This window comes from Cognatundibacterium rivi (assembly GCF_018139565.1).
GTDB lineage: Bacteria > Pseudomonadota > Gammaproteobacteria > Burkholderiales > Burkholderiaceae_D > Undibacterium > Undibacterium rivi.
On record NZ_JAGSPK010000001.1, the window covers coordinates 737339 to 753366 of the forward strand.

Consider the following 16028-nt stretch of genomic DNA (forward strand, 5'->3'; position numbering starts at 1 on the left):
ATGTTGCTCTGGTTGGCAGAAATTTTTAAACAGGATCTGGGACTGCTACGCGTCTTCGGTTTTATTACGTTCCGCGCAGTATTTGCGACCATGACCGCGTTGGCGATCGGCATTTTTGCCGGGCCTGCGGTGATCCGTATGCTGACTCGCCTGAAAGTCGGTCAGGCCGTGCGCTCGTATGGGATGGAAACGCATCTGGTGAAGTCCGGCACGCCAACGATGGGCGGTGTATTAATTTTGATTTCGATTGCGGTGTCGACGCTGTTGTGGGCAGACCTGAGTAATCGTTTTATCTGGGTCGTGCTGATCGTAACGTTGGGTTACGGTGCGGTCGGTTGGGTGGATGACTATCGCAAGGTTGTCTACAAAGACCCGGAAGGCATGCGTTCGCGTGAAAAATATTTCTGGCAATCACTGATCGGTATCGCTGCTGCGTTTTATCTCGCGTTCTCAGTATCTGCACCAAGTAATTCTAAGATTCTTGAATTGCTGTTTGCGTGGGTGCAATCGGGGTTCAGTATGGATTTACCACCGAAGGCAGATTTGATTGTGCCATTTTTTAAATCAATCAGCTATCCACTCGGCGTCTGGGGCTTTATCGCACTCACGTACTGCGTGATTGTTGGTACCAGTAACGCAGTGAATTTCACCGATGGACTCGATGGTCTGGCCATCATGCCGGTGATTATGGTTGGTACCGCGTTGGGTTTGTTTGCCTATTTGTCCGGGCATATCGGTTACTCGAAATATTTATTGATTCCGCATATTCCGGGCGCTGGCGAACTGCTGATTTTCTGTGGTGCGATGACCGGTGCTGGTCTGGCATTCTTGTGGTTTAACGCGCATCCGGCACAGGTGTTTATGGGCGATGTCGGTGCATTGGCTCTGGGTGGCGCACTTGGCACGCTGGCGGTGATCGTCAGACAGGAAATCGTTTTGTTCATTATGGGCGGCATTTTTGTCGCAGAAACACTGTCGATTATTTTGCAGGTGTCTTACTTTAAATTTACTAAAAAACGATTTGGTGAAGGCCGCCGTTTATTTTTGATGGCACCTCTGCATCATCATTTTGAGAAAAAAGGTTGGAAGGAAACGCAGGTGGTCGTGCGTTTCTGGATCATCACGATGTTGCTGGTACTGGTTGGCTTATCTTCACTGAAGTTACGTTGAAGTCTGGTTTTGTTATTTTCTGGCAGAAGTAAGGGTTTATGAATTTTTCTGAAAAACACGTATTAGTCCTGGGGCTGGGAGAATCCGGTCTCGCAATGGCACGCTGGTTGTTGCGTGCAGGGGCTCGCCTGCGTGTTGCGGATACCCGTTCTGCTCCCGAACGTTTAACGGCATTGCGAGCGTTGAGTGATCAGATTGAATTCGTTGCCGGTGAGTTTTCGACAGATTTGCTGAACGATATTGATTTTGTCGCCGTCAGCCCAGGTCTTGCTCCCGCACGCGAACTGCGTGACATTATTCCCGCTGCGGCTACGCAGAATATTCCGCTGTGGGGCGAAATCGAGTTGTTCGCACAAGCTTTGTTGAGCCTTAAAGAAGAGCGTGCGTATCAGCCGAAAGTGATTGCGATCACCGGCACGAATGGCAAAACGACCGTGACGAGTCTGGTTGGCTTACTCTGCGAACGCGCTGGTTTAACAACCCGAGTGGCTGGCAATATCAGTCCGGCAGTTCTTGATGTGTTGTACGAAGTGATAGAGCAGGATGCACTGCCACAAGTATGGGTACTAGAATTATCCAGTTTTCAGTTGCACACCACATTCAGTCTGAATGCGGATGTTGCTACCGTGCTCAATATCACTCAGGATCATCTTGACTGGCATGGCAGCATGCAAGCTTATTGCGCCGACAAAGCGCGGATTTTTGGTGAGACCACGATACAAGTCCTGAACCGTGACGATGCTCTGGTGATGTCTATGTTGAAGCCGCAGGCAGCGGTAATCAGTTTTGGTGTTGATGCGCCTGAGCATATTGGTGACCTTGGCCTGTTGAATGAGCATGGCATGGGCTGGCTGGCGGTATCTGTTGCGGCGGAAGACGTTCCTGTCGTCACTGGTCGCCGCAAGAAAAAAGAAGCCGAAGAAATTCCGGGCATGATCACGCGTCTGATGCCAACGGATGCACTGCAAATTCGCGGCCAGCATAATGCCGCGAACGCGCTTGCCGCGCTGGCATTGTGTCGTGGCATCGGTCTTTCATTTGCGCCTTTACTACACGGCTTACGTGAGTATAAGGGCGAGCCGCATCGGGTCGAACTCATCAATACCGTTGGCGGTGTTGATTACATTGATGACAGTAAGGGAACGAATGTCGGCGCAACTGTCGCCGCCTTAAAAGGCTTGGGACAGCAGATTGACGGATTCGATAAACGCATCATTCTGATTGCTGGTGGCGAGGGGAAAGGACAAGACTTTTCGCCATTGGCAGATGTGGTCGGACGATATGCGAAGAGTGTGCTGCTGATTGGTAAAGCGAAGGACGAGATTCGTCAGGCGACTTCTGCCACCCGGGTAGAAACTCAGGAATTTGAGACTCTGGAGCTTGCGGTACAGGCGGCGGCTGATGCCGCGAAAGAGGGGGATATCGTTTTGCTGTCACCTGCCTGCGCGAGTTTGGACATGTTCCGCAATTATGCACACCGGTCCGAGGTCTTTGCTGATGCAGTGCGTGAAGTAGCATTGTCACGTGGGGAGATTTGCTGATGAAGCAATTGCTCCTGCCAATACAGCGATGGCTGCCATTTTCGGCTCCGGGTCCGGAGACGCAACTGGTGAACCGCTCGAAAATGATGAACTACGACCAGCCATTGGTATGGGTCACCATGATCCTGATGTTGTTCGGTATGGTCATGGTGTATTCGGCATCCATTTCTCTGCCTGATTCGCCTAAATATGCGAGCTATAAGAATTCGCATTTTCTGGTGCGGCAGGCGATGTTTGTAATGGTTTCGGTGATCGCAGCTGCACTCGTATTTCGTATGCCGGTATTGACCTGGCAAAAGCTGGCGCCGTATTTGTTCGTTTTCACGCTGATTTTGCTGGTCGCGGTTCTGATTCCTGGACTTGGAAAGGGCGTGAATGGGGCGAAACGCTGGCTTTCATTCAAGGTATTCAATTTGCAGCCATCCGAATTCATGAAGTTATTCATGGTGCTGTATGCAGCTGACTATACGGTGCGCAAACAAGAATATATGCACAAGCTGACCAAAGGCTTCGTTCCTATGCTGGCAGCTGTGGGCGTGGTCGGATTGTTGTTACTGCTGGAGCCCGATCTTGGTGCCTTCGGTGTGATCGTTTGTATTGCAATGGGCATACTTTTCCTGGGCGGGATCAATGGCATCTGGTTCGGTGGTATTGCCGCGACCCTGGTTGGCATATTCTCAATGGTTATTCTGTTGTCGCCGTGGCGGCGCGAACGTATCTTTGCCTATTTGAGTCCGTTTGACGATGACCACGCGCTTGGCAAAGCGTATCAACTGACGCATTCGCTGATTGCATTCGGGCGTGGCGAGTTGTTTGGCGTCGGCTTGGGTGCCAGCGTTGAAAAATTACATTATCTGCCCGAGGCGCATACCGATTTTTTGTTGGCCGTGATAGGTGAAGAGCTGGGTTTCGCCGGCGTGACTGTCGTCGTTTTACTGTTTTATTGGATCATCAAACGTGCATTTGAAATTGGCCGGCAAGCGATTGCGCTGGATCAGACTTTCGCTGGTCTGACCGCGAAGGGCATCGGCATCTGGATTGGTGTGCAGGCATTTATCAACATGGGTGTGAATCTCGGCTTGTTGCCAACCAAAGGTCTCACTTTGCCGTTGATGAGCTATGGTGGTTCTGGTGTGTTAATTAATTGTGTGGGGCTGGCTATTTTGCTGCGGGTTGATTACGAAAATCGAGTGTTGATGCGTGGAGGCCGCTTATGACTTCAGCCTTTCCGAAAAAACTCATGATTATGGCGGCGGGTACTGGCGGCCATATTTTCCCAGGTCTGGCCATTGCAGAATTGATGCAGCAACGCGGCTGGGAAGTAAGCTGGCTGGGAACTATGACTGGCATGGAGTGCCAGATTGTTCCTAAACATCATATTCCTATGGATAGTCTGGACTTCACCGGGTTGCGCGGCAAAGGCTGGAAACACAGTGTGACAGGGGCGTTTAAACTGATCGCCAGTTTTTTTCATTGCGCACGTATTTTCAGTCAGCGTCGTCCTGATGTAGTGCTCGGCATGGGCGGGTATGTGACGGTGCCAGGCGGTGTTGCCGCTGCCTTGCGTGGTACGCCGCTGGTACTGATGAATGCAGATGCAGCATTATTGTTGTCGAATAAAGCGTTGAAACCTTTTGCCAGCAAACTCTTATTTGGTCTGCCATCTGAGCATTTATCCGTCGATAAAAAAATTGCTTTGACCGGTAATCCTGTGCGCCAGGAAATTACGGCTTTGCCTGCACCTGCTTCGCGTTATGCGCAGCGCGCTGGTGCTTTACGTATTCTGGTTGTAGGCGGCAGCCTTGGTGCAAAAGTGTTGAATGATTGCCTGCCACAAGCACTGGCATTGATGCCCGAAGCGCAGCGCCCGATGGTTACTCATCAATCCGGTAAACAAAATATCGATGCTTTGCGCGCGAATTACGCACAAGCTGGCGTGCAGGCCGAGATCCTCGATTTTATTGATGACATGCCGCGGCGTTATGCCGAGGCAGATTTGGTGATTTGTCGAGCGGGTGCCATTACTGTATCGGAGTTAACAGCGGCAGGTGTTGCCAGCATACTCGTGCCCTTTATGGCTTCCAGTACGTCGCATCAAAAAGAAAATGCCACGTGGATGGCGCAGCAACAGGCTGCAGTTTATCTGCCGCAGTCAGCACTGACACCGGCACTGTTGGCCGAAAAATTACAGGCGCTTGATCGCCACCAATGTTTGCAAATGGCAGAGAAAGCGTATGCGCTCGGTCAACGCGAAGCGAATGCAAACATTGCAAAAATTCTGGAAGCATTAGCATGAAACATAAAGTTAAACATATTCACTTTGTCGGTATTGGCGGCTCAGGCATGAGCGGTATCGCCGAGGTCTTACTCAATCTCGGATACTCCATTTCAGGTTCAGATCTGAGTAGTAACTCTGCGTCGCAGCGTTTATCCAGCCTCGGTGCTGACGTGAAGATCGGGCATGCGGCGGAAAATATTGAAGGTGCAGATGCGGTTGTGACATCAACGGCAGTGAAAGCAGATAACCCGGAAGTGATCGCTGCCAGAGCAAAGCACATTCCTATCGTGCCACGTGCGCTGATGCTGGCCGAGCTGATGCGTCTGAAGAGCGGCATTGCGATTGCTGGCACACATGGCAAGACAACCACGACCAGTCTGGTGGCGAGTGTGTTGGCGCAAGGTGGTTTTGATCCTACGTTTGTGATTGGCGGACGCCTCAACAGTGCCGGAGCCAATGCGAAATTAGGTAGTGGCGATTTCATTGTTGCCGAGGCGGATGAGTCCGATGCGTCATTCCTGAATCTGTTGCCCGTGATCGAAGTCATCACGAATATCGACGCAGATCACATGGAAACCTATGGACACGATTTTGCGCGGTTGAAACAGGCGTTCATCGAATTCACGCAGCGTCTGCCATTTTATGGTGTTGCGGTGTTGTGTGTGGATGATTCGAATGTGCGTGAAATTATGCCGTTTATTTCTAAACCGGTCGTCACTTACGGTTTTCGGGAAGATGCAGATGTCCGCGCGATTGACGCGATTGCCGCTGATGGCAAGATGCATTTCACGGTGGTGCAGGATGGTTATGCGGACATGCGCGTGAGTTTAAATCAGCCAGGTATGCATAACGTGCAAAACGCCTGCGCTGCGATTGCGATTGCGCGTGAAGTCGGTGTTGCTGATGAAGCGACACAAAAAGCGTTGAGCGAGTTTAATGGTGTGGGCCGTCGCTTTACCCGTTATGGCGAGATCGCGCTGACTGGTGGTGGCAGCTTCGCGCTGGTTGATGACTACGGTCATCATCCCGTCGAAATGGCGGCAACTCTGGCGGCCGCGCGCGGCGCTTATCCCGGGCGCCGTTTAGTTCTGGCATTTCAGCCGCACCGCTATACCCGGACACGCGATTTGTTTGAAGATTTTGTCAAAGTCATTTCTACTGCCGACGCCGCCGTGCTGGCGGAAGTGTATGCCGCAGGCGAAGCGCCGATACTCGCCGCTGACGGGCGCTCACTGGCACGCGCCTTGCGGGTGATGGGAAAAATAGAGCCGGTATTTGTTGAGGAAATACAAGAGATGCCGGAAAGCTTGTTGCACGTCTTGAAAGATGGTGACGTGTTGATTGTGATGGGTGCGGGATCGATCAGTGCAGTGCCGGCAAAACTGGCACAGGCAAAATAAATGAAGTGATAAAAAATCATGAGCGAAATTGATTATAAATCTTTAGGTAAAGTCGGCGTTTTGTTTGGCGGGCGTTCTGCTGAGCATGATATCTCCATCATGTCTGGCAGCGGTGTACTGGCAGCGCTGAAAAGCAAGGGTGTCGACGCGCATGCCTTTGATCCTGCTGAACGCAGTATTGCAGAATTAGCTGCTGAAAAATTTGACCGCGTGTTTATCGCATTGCATGGCCGCTATGGTGAAGACGGCAGTATGCAAGGTGTGCTGGAACAATTGAATATTCCGTATACCGGTAGCGGAGTTATGGCTTCGGCGATTGCCATGGACAAAATTTTTACGAAGCGCATCTGGCAAACCCATGGCATCAGTACGCCGGGTTATGCCGTGTTGAATGCGCAATCTGATTTGCCAGCGATTACTCAGAACCTCGGTTTGCCACTGATCATGAAGCCGCCGCACGAGGGCTCGACGATAGGAATTACCAAAGTGAATACTGCTGCTGAAATGCAGCAGGCTTATACGCTCGCAGCGCAGTTTGATGAAGTCGTGCTGGCGGAGGAATTTATTGAAGGTCGTGAATTCACTGTTGCCGTGCTCGGCAGAGGTGAGCAGGCGTATGCGTTGCCCATCATTGAAATCGTTGCACCGGATGGTAACTATGATTATCAGAACAAATATTTTACCGACGATACGCAATACCTGTGTCCCGCACCATTGGATGCGACACTGACAACCGCGATTCAGCAAATGGCGGTCGAGGCTTATCGCGCATTAGATTGTGAAGGCTGGGCAAGGATAGACGTGTTGGTACGCAATTCGGATCAGCGTCCATTTTTGCTGGAGATTAATACCTCGCCAGGCATGACCGGGCATTCGCTGGTACCGATGGCTGCCAAAGCAACCGGGATGAGTTACGAGAACCTGTGCGTCGAAATTTTAAAAACAGCGCGTTTGAAAATCCGCACTGAAACAAAGTAAAAAAGGAATAACTGATGTGGCATGACGTCAAACTGATGAACAACACGGCAAATGCCTTATTCGGCATGGTGCTGTTCATCCTGATGATGTCTGGTGTCTGGTGGGTGATACAACGCCCGATGTTCACATTGACCTCGATTCGTGTGGAAGGCATGAGTTCTCAAGCCTTAAAACATGTGAATGCGCTGACGATTAAAAATTCAGCCATTCCACGAATCAGAGGAAATTTTTTTACGGCGAATCTGGATGCTGTCCGCGGTGCTTTCGAAAGCGTGCCGTGGGTAAGAAAAGCGAGTATTCAGAGAGAGTGGCCGAATAAGCTGATTGTGAAACTGGACGAGCATGTTGTATTGGGCACCTGGGGGGACGACGGTCGTTTGATTTCTGTGAATGGCGATGTGTTTACCGCCAACCTTGCCGAAGCAGAAGAAGATGCTGATCTGATTAACCTGAGTGGCCCGGATGGCAGTGAAAAAGAAGTGCTGACGCAGTATCAGGAATTTAAAAAATGGTTCTCCAGAATTAATCTCGAACCGGACGAAGTTAAATATTCCAGTCGTTATGCATGGAGCGTCAAATTAAATAATGGCATGCAGGTAGAGTTGGGCAGGGTGCAGGACGGTAAGACTTTGCAAGATAGAGTGGATAAATTGATGACGGTATATCCACAATTGATATCGAGTCTGGAAGATAGTATTCAAAGTGTAGATATGCGTTATCCAAATGGATTGGCGTTGAAGTCCAGCCACAGTTCCATGGGATTGAAAAAGCAAACAAAAGCAAGTGGAAAGACATGACAAAAGACGCAAAAAATCTGATCGTTGGTCTCGATATCGGAACCTCCAAAGTGGTGGCGGTTGTCGCTGAAGTCATGCCGGATGGCAGGCATGAAGTGATCGGCCTGGGACAGCACGAATCGAAAGGCCTGAAAAAAGGCGTGGTCGTGAATATTGAGGCGACCGTCGAATCGATACAGCGTGCGCTTGAAGAGGCCGAGCTGATGGCGGACTGTAAGATCAGTCGCGTCTATACCGGCATTGCAGGTAGTCATATCCGCAGCTTTAATTCCAGCGGCATGGTGGCGATTAAAGATAAGGAAGTCACCGCCGCCGACGTGTCGCGTGTCATCGAAACGGCAAAAGCGGTCAACATTCCGACTGATCAGCAACTGCTGCATACCTTGCCACAGGAATTCATCGTCGATAGTCAGGATGACGTGCGAGAACCGATAGGTATGAGCGGTATTCGTCTCGAAGTCAAAGTACATATCGTGACCGGTGCGGTTTCTGCGGTCCAGAATATTGTGAAGTGTGTGCGCCGTTGTGGACTGGAAGTATCTGATCTGATTTTGCAACCGATGGCATCGGCAGAAGCGGTACTGACGAAAGACGAAAAAGAACTCGGCGTTGTTCTGATTGATATCGGTGGCGGCACGACAGATGTGGCGGTCTTCAGTGAAGGTGCAATTCGTCATACGGCAGTGATTCCGATTGCAGGCGATCAGATCACGAATGATATTGCGATGGCTTTGCGCACACCGACTTCGGAAGCAGAAGAAATCAAAGTGCGTTTTGGTGTTGCCAAACAAGTACTGGCTGATCCTGCGGATACGCTGGATGTACCGGGGTTGGGTGATCGTGGTCCGCGCTCTTTGTCACGTCAGGCGTTGGCGGCAGTGATTGAACCACGTGTTGAAGAATTATTTGCGTTGGTGCACCAGGTGGTACGTGAATCCGGTTATGAAGATGTGCTCTCGTCGGGCATCGTGTTAACAGGTGGATCGTCAGCGATGCCAGGCATGGTTGAGATGGCTGAAGACATATTTTTAAAGCCAACGAGATTAGGGATGCCAGCGTACAGCGGACAACTTGCTGATGTCGTCAGAAGTCCGCGTTATGCCACTGTTTTAGGGTTGTTGTTGGAAGCGAAGAAGCAGTATTTGCGCGGTCATCTTGTGACAAGGCAGGAAGGTTCAGCAAAAGCAGTCTGGCAGCGCATGAAAGAGTGGTTTTTGGGGAATTTTTAAGTAGCTTTTTGTATCGTAATTGGTGTACTCATTTTATAATGGTTTGATCTACAGTTATTAGTCGCTAGTCGTCACATCTTGTGATCATTAGCGACTGGTAACTGCCTATCTGGAGGAGTCATGATGGAGTTCGATATGGTTGATAACGCCACACAAGGTACTGTAATCAAAGTGGTTGGCGTGGGTGGTGCCGGCGGCAATGCTGTTCAGCACATGATCAATAAAGGTGTTTGCGGCGTTGAATTCATCGCTGCAAATACGGATGCGCAAGCATTGCTGCAATCCAAAGCGCATAACGTGATTCAAATCGGTGAAACCGGTTTGGGTGCAGGTATGAAACCGGACGTTGGTCGTAAGTTGGCAGAGGATTCACGTGCCCGCATCGAAGACGCATTGCGTGGTGCGCATATGGTCTTTATCGCTGCCGGTATGGGCGGTGGTACTGGTACCGGTGCTGCACCGGTCGTGGCACAAGTGGCGAAAGAGCTTGGTGCGTTAACCGTTGCGGTCGTTTCCAAACCTTTTTCTTACGAAGGTAAGAAATGCATGGACATCGCCGATGAAGGTCTGGATGCGCTGACACAGCACGTTGATTCGCTGATCATCATTCTCAACGAAAAACTCGAAGAGATTTATGAAGACGACAGCATGATCGAATGGCTGCAACACGCTGACGATGTGCTTAACAATGCCGTTGCCGGTATTGCTGAAATCATCAATGTACCGGGTCATATCAATGTCGACTTTAACGACGTGAAAACGATCATGGGCGAGCAAGGTAAAGCAATGATGGGTACAGCGACAGCATCCGGTGTTGATCGCGCGCGCATCGCTGCTGAACAAGCTGTTGCATCACCTTTGCTGGATGGTATTGATCTGTCGGGCGCACGTGGCGTGTTGGTGAATGTAACTGCCAGCCGCAGCCTCAAAGGTAAAGAAATTAAAGAAGTCATGGCAGCTGTGCGCGCATTCGCAGCACCGGATGCATCGATTGCTCAAGGTATCGCCTACGACGACACTATGGGTGACGATATCCGTGTGACTGTTGTTGCGACAGGACTGGGACGCGGTAAGAAAAATATTCAGCTGGTGCAAACACCGATGCTGCGTACCGGTACCAATAATGAGCCGATGATGGCAGCTGCGATGGCGACAACGACAGTGTCGAATGGTATGGCAAGCGCTGCACCGGCATTTGACGGATTGAGCAAGCCAGCAGTATGGCGTCGCGAATCTGCATCTGACACAGTGCGTGCGTTGGAAAAAAATGGCATGGAAACCTATGACATTCCAGCATTTTTGCGTAAGCAGGCAGACTAATTTTTCTGTCGAACTCATAAAAAAAGCCCGCATACAATGCGGGCTTTTTTATTTTCTGCGAAATTAATCAAAGCATGCCCCGATACCTCCAGGGCATTATTTTTTAATTTCCGCTGGCTGCTTTGACGGCTGCAGCCGCATCAATGATACCAGCACCGCAGCCGGGACAGTTTGCTGGTGCCGGACGAGCGGTTTTGATCAATATGCTGCGTACCTGCGCGGATGTTAGTTTAGGATTAATCGCCATCATCAGCGCGATCACACCTGCCACATGCGGTGTCGCTTGTGAGGTACCCGCCATCAACCCATAGGTAGTGTCATCGGTCGCGACGGTTTTTCCACTTGGCAGCGTTGAGAGGATTCGGTCCGCTGCTGTCGTAAAACCGCCACCCGGTGCGGTGACGCTGACAGTTGCTCCGTAATTTGAATAACTTGCACGGCCACCGGTGATCGAGTTTGATGCGACGGTAATCACACCCGGGCAGTTCGCCGGACTCGACAAGCGTGCGTCAAGTGCTTCATTGCCGGCAGCGACAACAATCACTGATCCATTCGTGATCGCACTTTGATAGGCTGCAGCATTAGTTTTACCGCCGACATCCTGATCGCCAAATGTCACCACAGTCCCGTCACCTTTCAATAAAGCATACGCACCCTCGGTCGAAGCCTGCGCTTTGACGTCGCACAGCAATGCCAGCGTGACAGGGTTGAGACCTGTTTTCGCGTCACCGATATAGCCATCTACGCCATCGGTAATGCCACGGAAATTTCCCCAGGCGGCAATCGAGCCGTCTTTTTTTGTTACGAAATAGGCGAGTCTGCCTGGCATGACGGTAGCGACGTTGGTCAGTGGGCTAGTCGCGATTGCGCCTGTTGCCGGATAGACTAAATTCGGATCGCTGACTGCAACATAGCTGCTGCCCCAGGCTTTGATAGTATTGTCGCTGAGCAGCGCTGCAAAGCCGCGCTCGGATGCGTATAACTGAGAAATACCAGTGGTTGCCGCAGCAGTGCTGGTTTGTCCGCCCCAGACCGGATTGCCCCAGGCCACAGCGCTGCCGTTTTGCAGTACCGCAAAAGCGGAAAGTGCCGTATGCACGGAATTTGCTGCGAGCTTTTGACTAGCAGTGGCGCGTCAGTGCTGCTGACAACCGCGGTTAACAGCGCGCCGCGCGCGCCGAACACATCGATACTGACGGTTGGTGGTGTGGGGGGGCGACCGCCGCCGGAGCACTACTGCCGCCACCACATCCTGAAAGCCTGTAACTGACGCCGATGCTGATTAGTGCGCTTGCAAGATATTTCCTGTGAATACTACCATTTGCCTTGGATTGCTTCATTTGTATGCACCCCTCCATGTAATGGGAATTACCAGTCTAAATTATTAATATTTAAGTAATTAATTGGGCTATCCTAGCATCTGTATTGCACTTTTGGAACTTGCTGTTGGGAAAATACATATAAAAATGTAAAATTTTTAAAATAGAAACATTTACGGCGTCGCTTGCCCGGTTTTAACTTTATGGCGCCGTCAGCAGCTTTTCGGCAGCTCAGGCATACTGCGAACTTGATCGCCGGATTGGTCTGGCGTAACGGGCTATCGCAAGATAGTGAATGAGTTGAATTAAACGAAAGGAATGATGATGAGCATACAAATTGGCGAACATTTACCGGCAGGCAGCCTGGCAGAATTTGTCGAGGTAGCTGGCGAAGGTTGCAGTATTGGCCCGAATACTTTCCAGGTTGCTGATCTGGTCAAAGGAAAAACGATTGCCATTTTTGGTCTGCCAGGTGCATACACGCCAACTTGTTCGGCACAACATCTTCCTGGCTACATCGCGCATGCTGCTGAATTAAAAGCCAAAGGCGTTGATGAAATATGGTGTGTCTCCGTGAACGACGCGTTTGTTATGGGCGCGTGGGGTCGCGATCAGAAAGCCACCGGCGTCGTGCGTATGATGGCCGACGGTAATGCTGCATTCAGCAAAGCGCTGGGTCTGGACGCCGATTTCAGTAAATTTGGTATGGGTATTCGTTCCCAGCGTTATTCTTTGCTGGCAGTTGACGGTGTCGTCAAGCAACTGAACGTGGAAGCCGGCGGCAAATTTGAGGTATCCAATGTGGAAACTTTGTTAGCACAACTCGCTTAATTGTCAGTTTCCCAGAGAGCAGCGCCGCCATTTACTGGCTGGCGCTGTTTTTTTATATCAGTGTTTTTTAGCGCTCGTTTGCAGCTTATCTGTTTTTGCAACAGCGAATGGCAGCGCCAGCACATCGGCTTGGTGTGACTCGTTATAATACTAAGATGTTAAAGCAAATCACTATCAAACAAGAAGTCAGAACCATAGGCGTGGGTCTGCATTCCGGCACCAAGGTCGAGCTGGTTTTGCGCCCGGCACCGGTGGATACCGGCATTGTGTTTACCCGTACGGATCTGACGCCGCCATTAGTTTTTCCTGCCAACGCAACCGGTGTCGGCGACACCCGCATGGCATCCACTTTATCGAACGGCGACGAACGCGTTTCTACCGTTGAGCATCTGTTATCCGCGTGCGCTGGACTTGGTATCGATAATCTGTACATTGATGTCAGCGCTGAAGAAATTCCGATTATGGATGGCTCCGCGTCGTCGTTCGTTTACTTATTGCAGGAAGCTGGTTTGCAACAGCAAGACGCAGCCAAGAAATTCATCCGCGTGCTGAAACCCGTGGAAATCCGCGAGGGCAAAGGGGCTGCTGAAAAATGGGCAAGACTGGAACCGTATAACGGTTTTAAGCTGCATTTTTTTATTGAATTCAATCACCCCGCAGTGGATGGCACGGTGCAGACCGCCGAGGTCGATTTTGAAAAAGTCTCGTTTGTCAAAGATGTCGCCAGAGCGCGCACTTTCGGTTTCATGCAGGATGTAGAAATGCTGCGCGGTATCGGGCTGGCGCGCGGCGGCTCTATGGAAAACGCGATCGTGATGGATGAATACCGGATACTGAATTCAGATGGTCTGCGTTTCGATGATGAATTCGTGCGGCATAAAATACTCGATGCCATCGGTGATCTGTATCTGATCGGCCATCCTTTCCTGGCCAGCTACACCGCACACAAATCCGGACATGGGTTGAATAACCAATTGTTGCGGGCTTTGTTGGCACAACCGGATGCGTACGAGATTGTGACCTTTGACGATGTGCAGAATGCGCCCGTCAGCTATGCCGGACAAGCCACACGCGAATGGGTTGCCGCCTGATTTCAGGGGAGTATGTCGTAAAAAACGTTATTCTCAGCGTAAATAAAGGGGTTTAATAGATACTGGGGGGAGTATATTTAGGCTCTCGGGGGCTTCGATTTGCCGCTATTGACGTCTGGGATCCATCCGCCGATCTCAAGCAGGCAAAAAAAATGGCTACTGCATGGTAGCCATTTTTCGTTGATCGCGCCGTTGCCGGTAATCAGGCTGCCTGCGCTGGTGTTGCTGTGGCGCTGAGTTTAAAGCGTTCGCGTATCGCCTGCACGATGCCATTGCTATCGAGCCCGCACTGGCTCAATAACAATGCCGGATCGCCATGATCGATAAACTTGTCCGGCAAACCGAGGATCAGCAAAGGTTTGCAGATGCCAGCCTCGGCCAGCGCTTCAGCCACGGCTGATCCGGCGCCGCCCATTTTGCAACCTTCTTCTACGGTCACCAGCACATCATGCGAGTCAGCAAGCGTTTTCAGTAATTCGACATCCAGCGGCTTGATGAAACGCATATTCGCCACGGTGGCATCCAGAACATCGGCGGCCTGCAACGATGCTTGCAGCATAGAGCCGAACGCCAGAATCGCGATCTTGTTGCCCTCGCGTCTGACTTCGCCTTTACCAATAATCAGACTGCTTAATTCAGTCTCAGGTTTGACGCCGATACCGGCACCGCGTGGGTAGCGTATGGCAGCAGGGCCGGGATAGTTGTAGCCGGTTGTCAGCATCTGGCGACATTCATTTTCATCGGAGGCCGCCATCACAACCATGTTAGGAATACAGCGCAAATAGGCGATGTCGTAATTGCCCGCATGGGTGGCACCATCGGCGCCGACCAGTCCGGCGCGGTCCAGCGCGAATGTCACATCCAGATTTTGCAGGGCCACGTCGTGGATCAACTGATCGTAAGCGCGTTGCAGGAAGGTGGAGTAAATCGCGACAACAGGTTTCAGGCCTTCGCAGGCTAGACCGGCGGCAAATGTGACGGCATGCTGTTCAGCAATGCCAACGTCGTAATAACGTTTCGGAAATTGTTTTTCAAATTCCACCATGCCTGAACCTTCACGCATCGCGGGCGTGATCCCCACCAGTTTTTGGTCGCTGGCGGCCATATCGCACAGCCATTGCCCGAAAACCTGGGTATAGGTTTGTTTCGCCGACGTGCTTGGTTTGATGCCTTCGGCCGGATTAAATTTGCCCGGGCCGTGATACAACACAGGATCGGCTTCCGCCAGTTTATATCCCTGACCTTTTTTGGTGACCACGTGCAAAAACTGCGGCCCTTTGAGTTGCCGGATATTTTGCAGCGTGGGGATCAGTGATTCGAGATCGTGACCGTCGATCGGGCCGATGTAATTGAAACCGAATTCTTCAAACATCGTGGCCGGTACCAGCATACCTTTTGCGTGTTCTTCAAAGCGCTTGGCGAGTTCCAGTACAGGTGAAGGCAGTACAGATTTGCCGACGTTGCGCGCTGCTGCGTAAAACTTGCCGGACATCAGGCGTGCCAGATAACGATTCAGCGCACCGACCGGAGGCGAGATCGACATATCATTGTCGTTTAACACCACCAGCAGGTTGATGTCTTCATGCACACCGGCATTGTTCAGCGCTTCAAAAGCCATACCGGCAGTCATGGAGCCATCACCGATAATGGCGACCGCATGCCGGTCTTCACCTTTCGTGCGGGCGGCCAGCGCCATACCTAAAGCTGCTGAAATCGAGGTCGAGGAATGTGCTGTGCCAAAGGTGTCGTATTCGCTTTCGTCCCTGCGCGGGAAGCCGGAGATGCCTTCCCATTGACGCAAAGTGTGCATGCGATCACGCCGGCCGGTCAGAATTTTGTGCGGATAAGTCTGATGACCGACGTCCCAGATCAAACGGTCTTCCGGTGTATTAAATACGTAATGCAGCGCCAGTGTCAGCTCTACCGTGCCGAGATTAGATGACAGATGCCCGCCGGTTTTGGAAACGGAATCGATCACGTATTGGCGCAATTCATCCGCCAGCGGTGCTAACTGATGGCGCGACAATAGCCGCAGATCGGCAGGAGAGTTAATTTTTTGCAGTAAATTCGTCAT

At 51.1% G+C, this 16028-nt stretch carries 13 protein-coding genes; 11 read left to right on the forward strand and 2 right to left on the reverse strand.

The window, feature by feature from the left end; genetic code table 11:
- The 9 genes from mraY (at position 1) to ftsZ (ending at position 10713) form a co-directional block, all read left to right on the forward strand.
- The gene (gene mraY, locus KDM87_RS03320; RefSeq protein ID WP_212677724.1) at positions 1 to 1170 is read left to right on the forward strand and encodes a phospho-N-acetylmuramoyl-pentapeptide-transferase; all 1170 of its coding nucleotides are present in this window, start codon (positions 1 to 3) and stop codon (positions 1168 to 1170) included.
- Positions 1171 to 1208: 38 nt separating this feature from the next.
- Entirely contained in the window at positions 1209 to 2711 is a 1503-nt protein-coding gene (gene murD / locus KDM87_RS03325; protein WP_212677725.1) for a UDP-N-acetylmuramoyl-L-alanine--D-glutamate ligase, read from the forward strand.
- Positions 2712 to 2794: 83 nt separating this feature from the next.
- Entirely contained in the window at positions 2795 to 3928 is a 1134-nt protein-coding gene (ftsW, locus tag KDM87_RS03330) for a putative lipid II flippase FtsW (RefSeq protein WP_230407587.1), read from the forward strand.
- Complete coding sequence (murG, locus tag KDM87_RS03335) at positions 3925 to 5007, forward strand: undecaprenyldiphospho-muramoylpentapeptide beta-N-acetylglucosaminyltransferase (protein WP_212677727.1); 1083 nt, start codon at positions 3925 to 3927, stop codon at positions 5005 to 5007. The genes ftsW and murG overlap by 4 nt, the downstream gene beginning before the upstream one ends.
- Positions 5004 to 6389: a UDP-N-acetylmuramate--L-alanine ligase gene (murC, locus tag KDM87_RS03340; protein WP_212677728.1), complete on the forward strand. Its 1386-nt coding sequence runs from the start codon at positions 5004 to 5006 to the stop codon at positions 6387 to 6389. The genes murG and murC overlap by 4 nt, the downstream gene beginning before the upstream one ends.
- 18 nt (positions 6390 to 6407) lie before the next feature.
- On the forward strand, positions 6408 to 7367 hold the full coding sequence (locus tag KDM87_RS03345; protein ID WP_212677729.1) for a D-alanine--D-alanine ligase: 960 nt from the start codon (positions 6408 to 6410) through the stop codon (positions 7365 to 7367).
- A 14-nt stretch (positions 7368 to 7381) separates the two neighbouring features.
- Complete coding sequence (locus tag KDM87_RS03350; protein WP_212677730.1) at positions 7382 to 8164, forward strand: cell division protein FtsQ/DivIB; 783 nt, start codon at positions 7382 to 7384, stop codon at positions 8162 to 8164.
- Positions 8161 to 9393: a cell division protein FtsA gene (ftsA, locus tag KDM87_RS03355; protein WP_186884784.1), complete on the forward strand. Its 1233-nt coding sequence runs from the start codon at positions 8161 to 8163 to the stop codon at positions 9391 to 9393. Before KDM87_RS03350 ends, ftsA begins: the two co-directional genes overlap by 4 nt.
- A 123-nt stretch (positions 9394 to 9516) precedes the next feature.
- Positions 9517 to 10713: a cell division protein FtsZ gene (gene ftsZ, locus KDM87_RS03360; RefSeq protein WP_212677942.1), complete on the forward strand. Its 1197-nt coding sequence runs from the start codon at positions 9517 to 9519 to the stop codon at positions 10711 to 10713.
- Between the two features lie 103 nt (positions 10714 to 10816).
- On the opposite strand, the gene KDM87_RS17680 is transcribed toward ftsZ, so the two are convergent.
- The gene (locus KDM87_RS17680; RefSeq protein WP_212677731.1) at positions 10817 to 11812 is read right to left on the reverse strand and encodes a S8 family serine peptidase; all 996 of its coding nucleotides are present in this window, start codon (positions 11810 to 11812) and stop codon (positions 10817 to 10819) included.
- 544 nt (positions 11813 to 12356) lie between these two features.
- Between KDM87_RS17680 and KDM87_RS03370 the strand changes: the two genes are divergently transcribed.
- Both KDM87_RS03370 and lpxC read left to right on the forward strand, forming a co-directional pair.
- Positions 12357 to 12863, forward strand: a complete 507-nt coding sequence (locus KDM87_RS03370; RefSeq protein ID WP_186896389.1) for a peroxiredoxin — start codon at positions 12357 to 12359, stop codon at positions 12861 to 12863.
- Positions 12864 to 13018: 155 nt separating this feature from the next.
- A complete protein-coding gene (gene lpxC / locus KDM87_RS03375; protein ID WP_212677732.1) occupies positions 13019 to 13954 on the forward strand; it encodes a UDP-3-O-acyl-N-acetylglucosamine deacetylase in 936 nt (311 codons plus the stop codon).
- Between the two features lie 202 nt (positions 13955 to 14156).
- Here lpxC and dxs read toward each other — a convergent pair whose 3' ends face one another.
- A complete protein-coding gene (dxs, locus tag KDM87_RS03380; RefSeq protein ID WP_212677733.1) occupies positions 14157 to 16028 on the reverse strand; it encodes a 1-deoxy-D-xylulose-5-phosphate synthase in 1872 nt (623 codons plus the stop codon).

Coding starts and splice junctions, on each gene's coding strand:
- mraY (WP_212677724.1), top strand. CDS start 1: ATGTTGCTCTGGTTGGCAGAAATTTTTAAACAGGATCTGGGACTGCTA.
- murD (WP_212677725.1), top strand. CDS start 1,209: ATGAATTTTTCTGAAAAACACGTATTAGTCCTGGGGCTGGGAGAATCC.
- ftsW (WP_230407587.1), top strand. CDS start 2,795: ATGATGAACTACGACCAGCCATTGGTATGGGTCACCATGATCCTGATG.
- murG (WP_212677727.1), top strand. CDS start 3,925: ATGACTTCAGCCTTTCCGAAAAAACTCATGATTATGGCGGCGGGTACT.
- murC (WP_212677728.1), top strand. CDS start 5,004: ATGAAACATAAAGTTAAACATATTCACTTTGTCGGTATTGGCGGCTCA.
- KDM87_RS03345 (WP_212677729.1), top strand. CDS start 6,408: ATGAGCGAAATTGATTATAAATCTTTAGGTAAAGTCGGCGTTTTGTTT.
- KDM87_RS03350 (WP_212677730.1), top strand. CDS start 7,382: ATGTGGCATGACGTCAAACTGATGAACAACACGGCAAATGCCTTATTC.
- ftsA (WP_186884784.1), top strand. CDS start 8,161: ATGACAAAAGACGCAAAAAATCTGATCGTTGGTCTCGATATCGGAACC.
- ftsZ (WP_212677942.1), top strand. CDS start 9,517: ATGGAGTTCGATATGGTTGATAACGCCACACAAGGTACTGTAATCAAA.
- KDM87_RS03370 (WP_186896389.1), top strand. CDS start 12,357: ATGAGCATACAAATTGGCGAACATTTACCGGCAGGCAGCCTGGCAGAA.
- lpxC (WP_212677732.1), top strand. CDS start 13,019: ATGTTAAAGCAAATCACTATCAAACAAGAAGTCAGAACCATAGGCGTG.
- dxs (WP_212677733.1), bottom strand. CDS start 16,028: ATGACGAATTTACTGCAAAAAATTAACTCTCCTGCCGATCTGCGGCTA.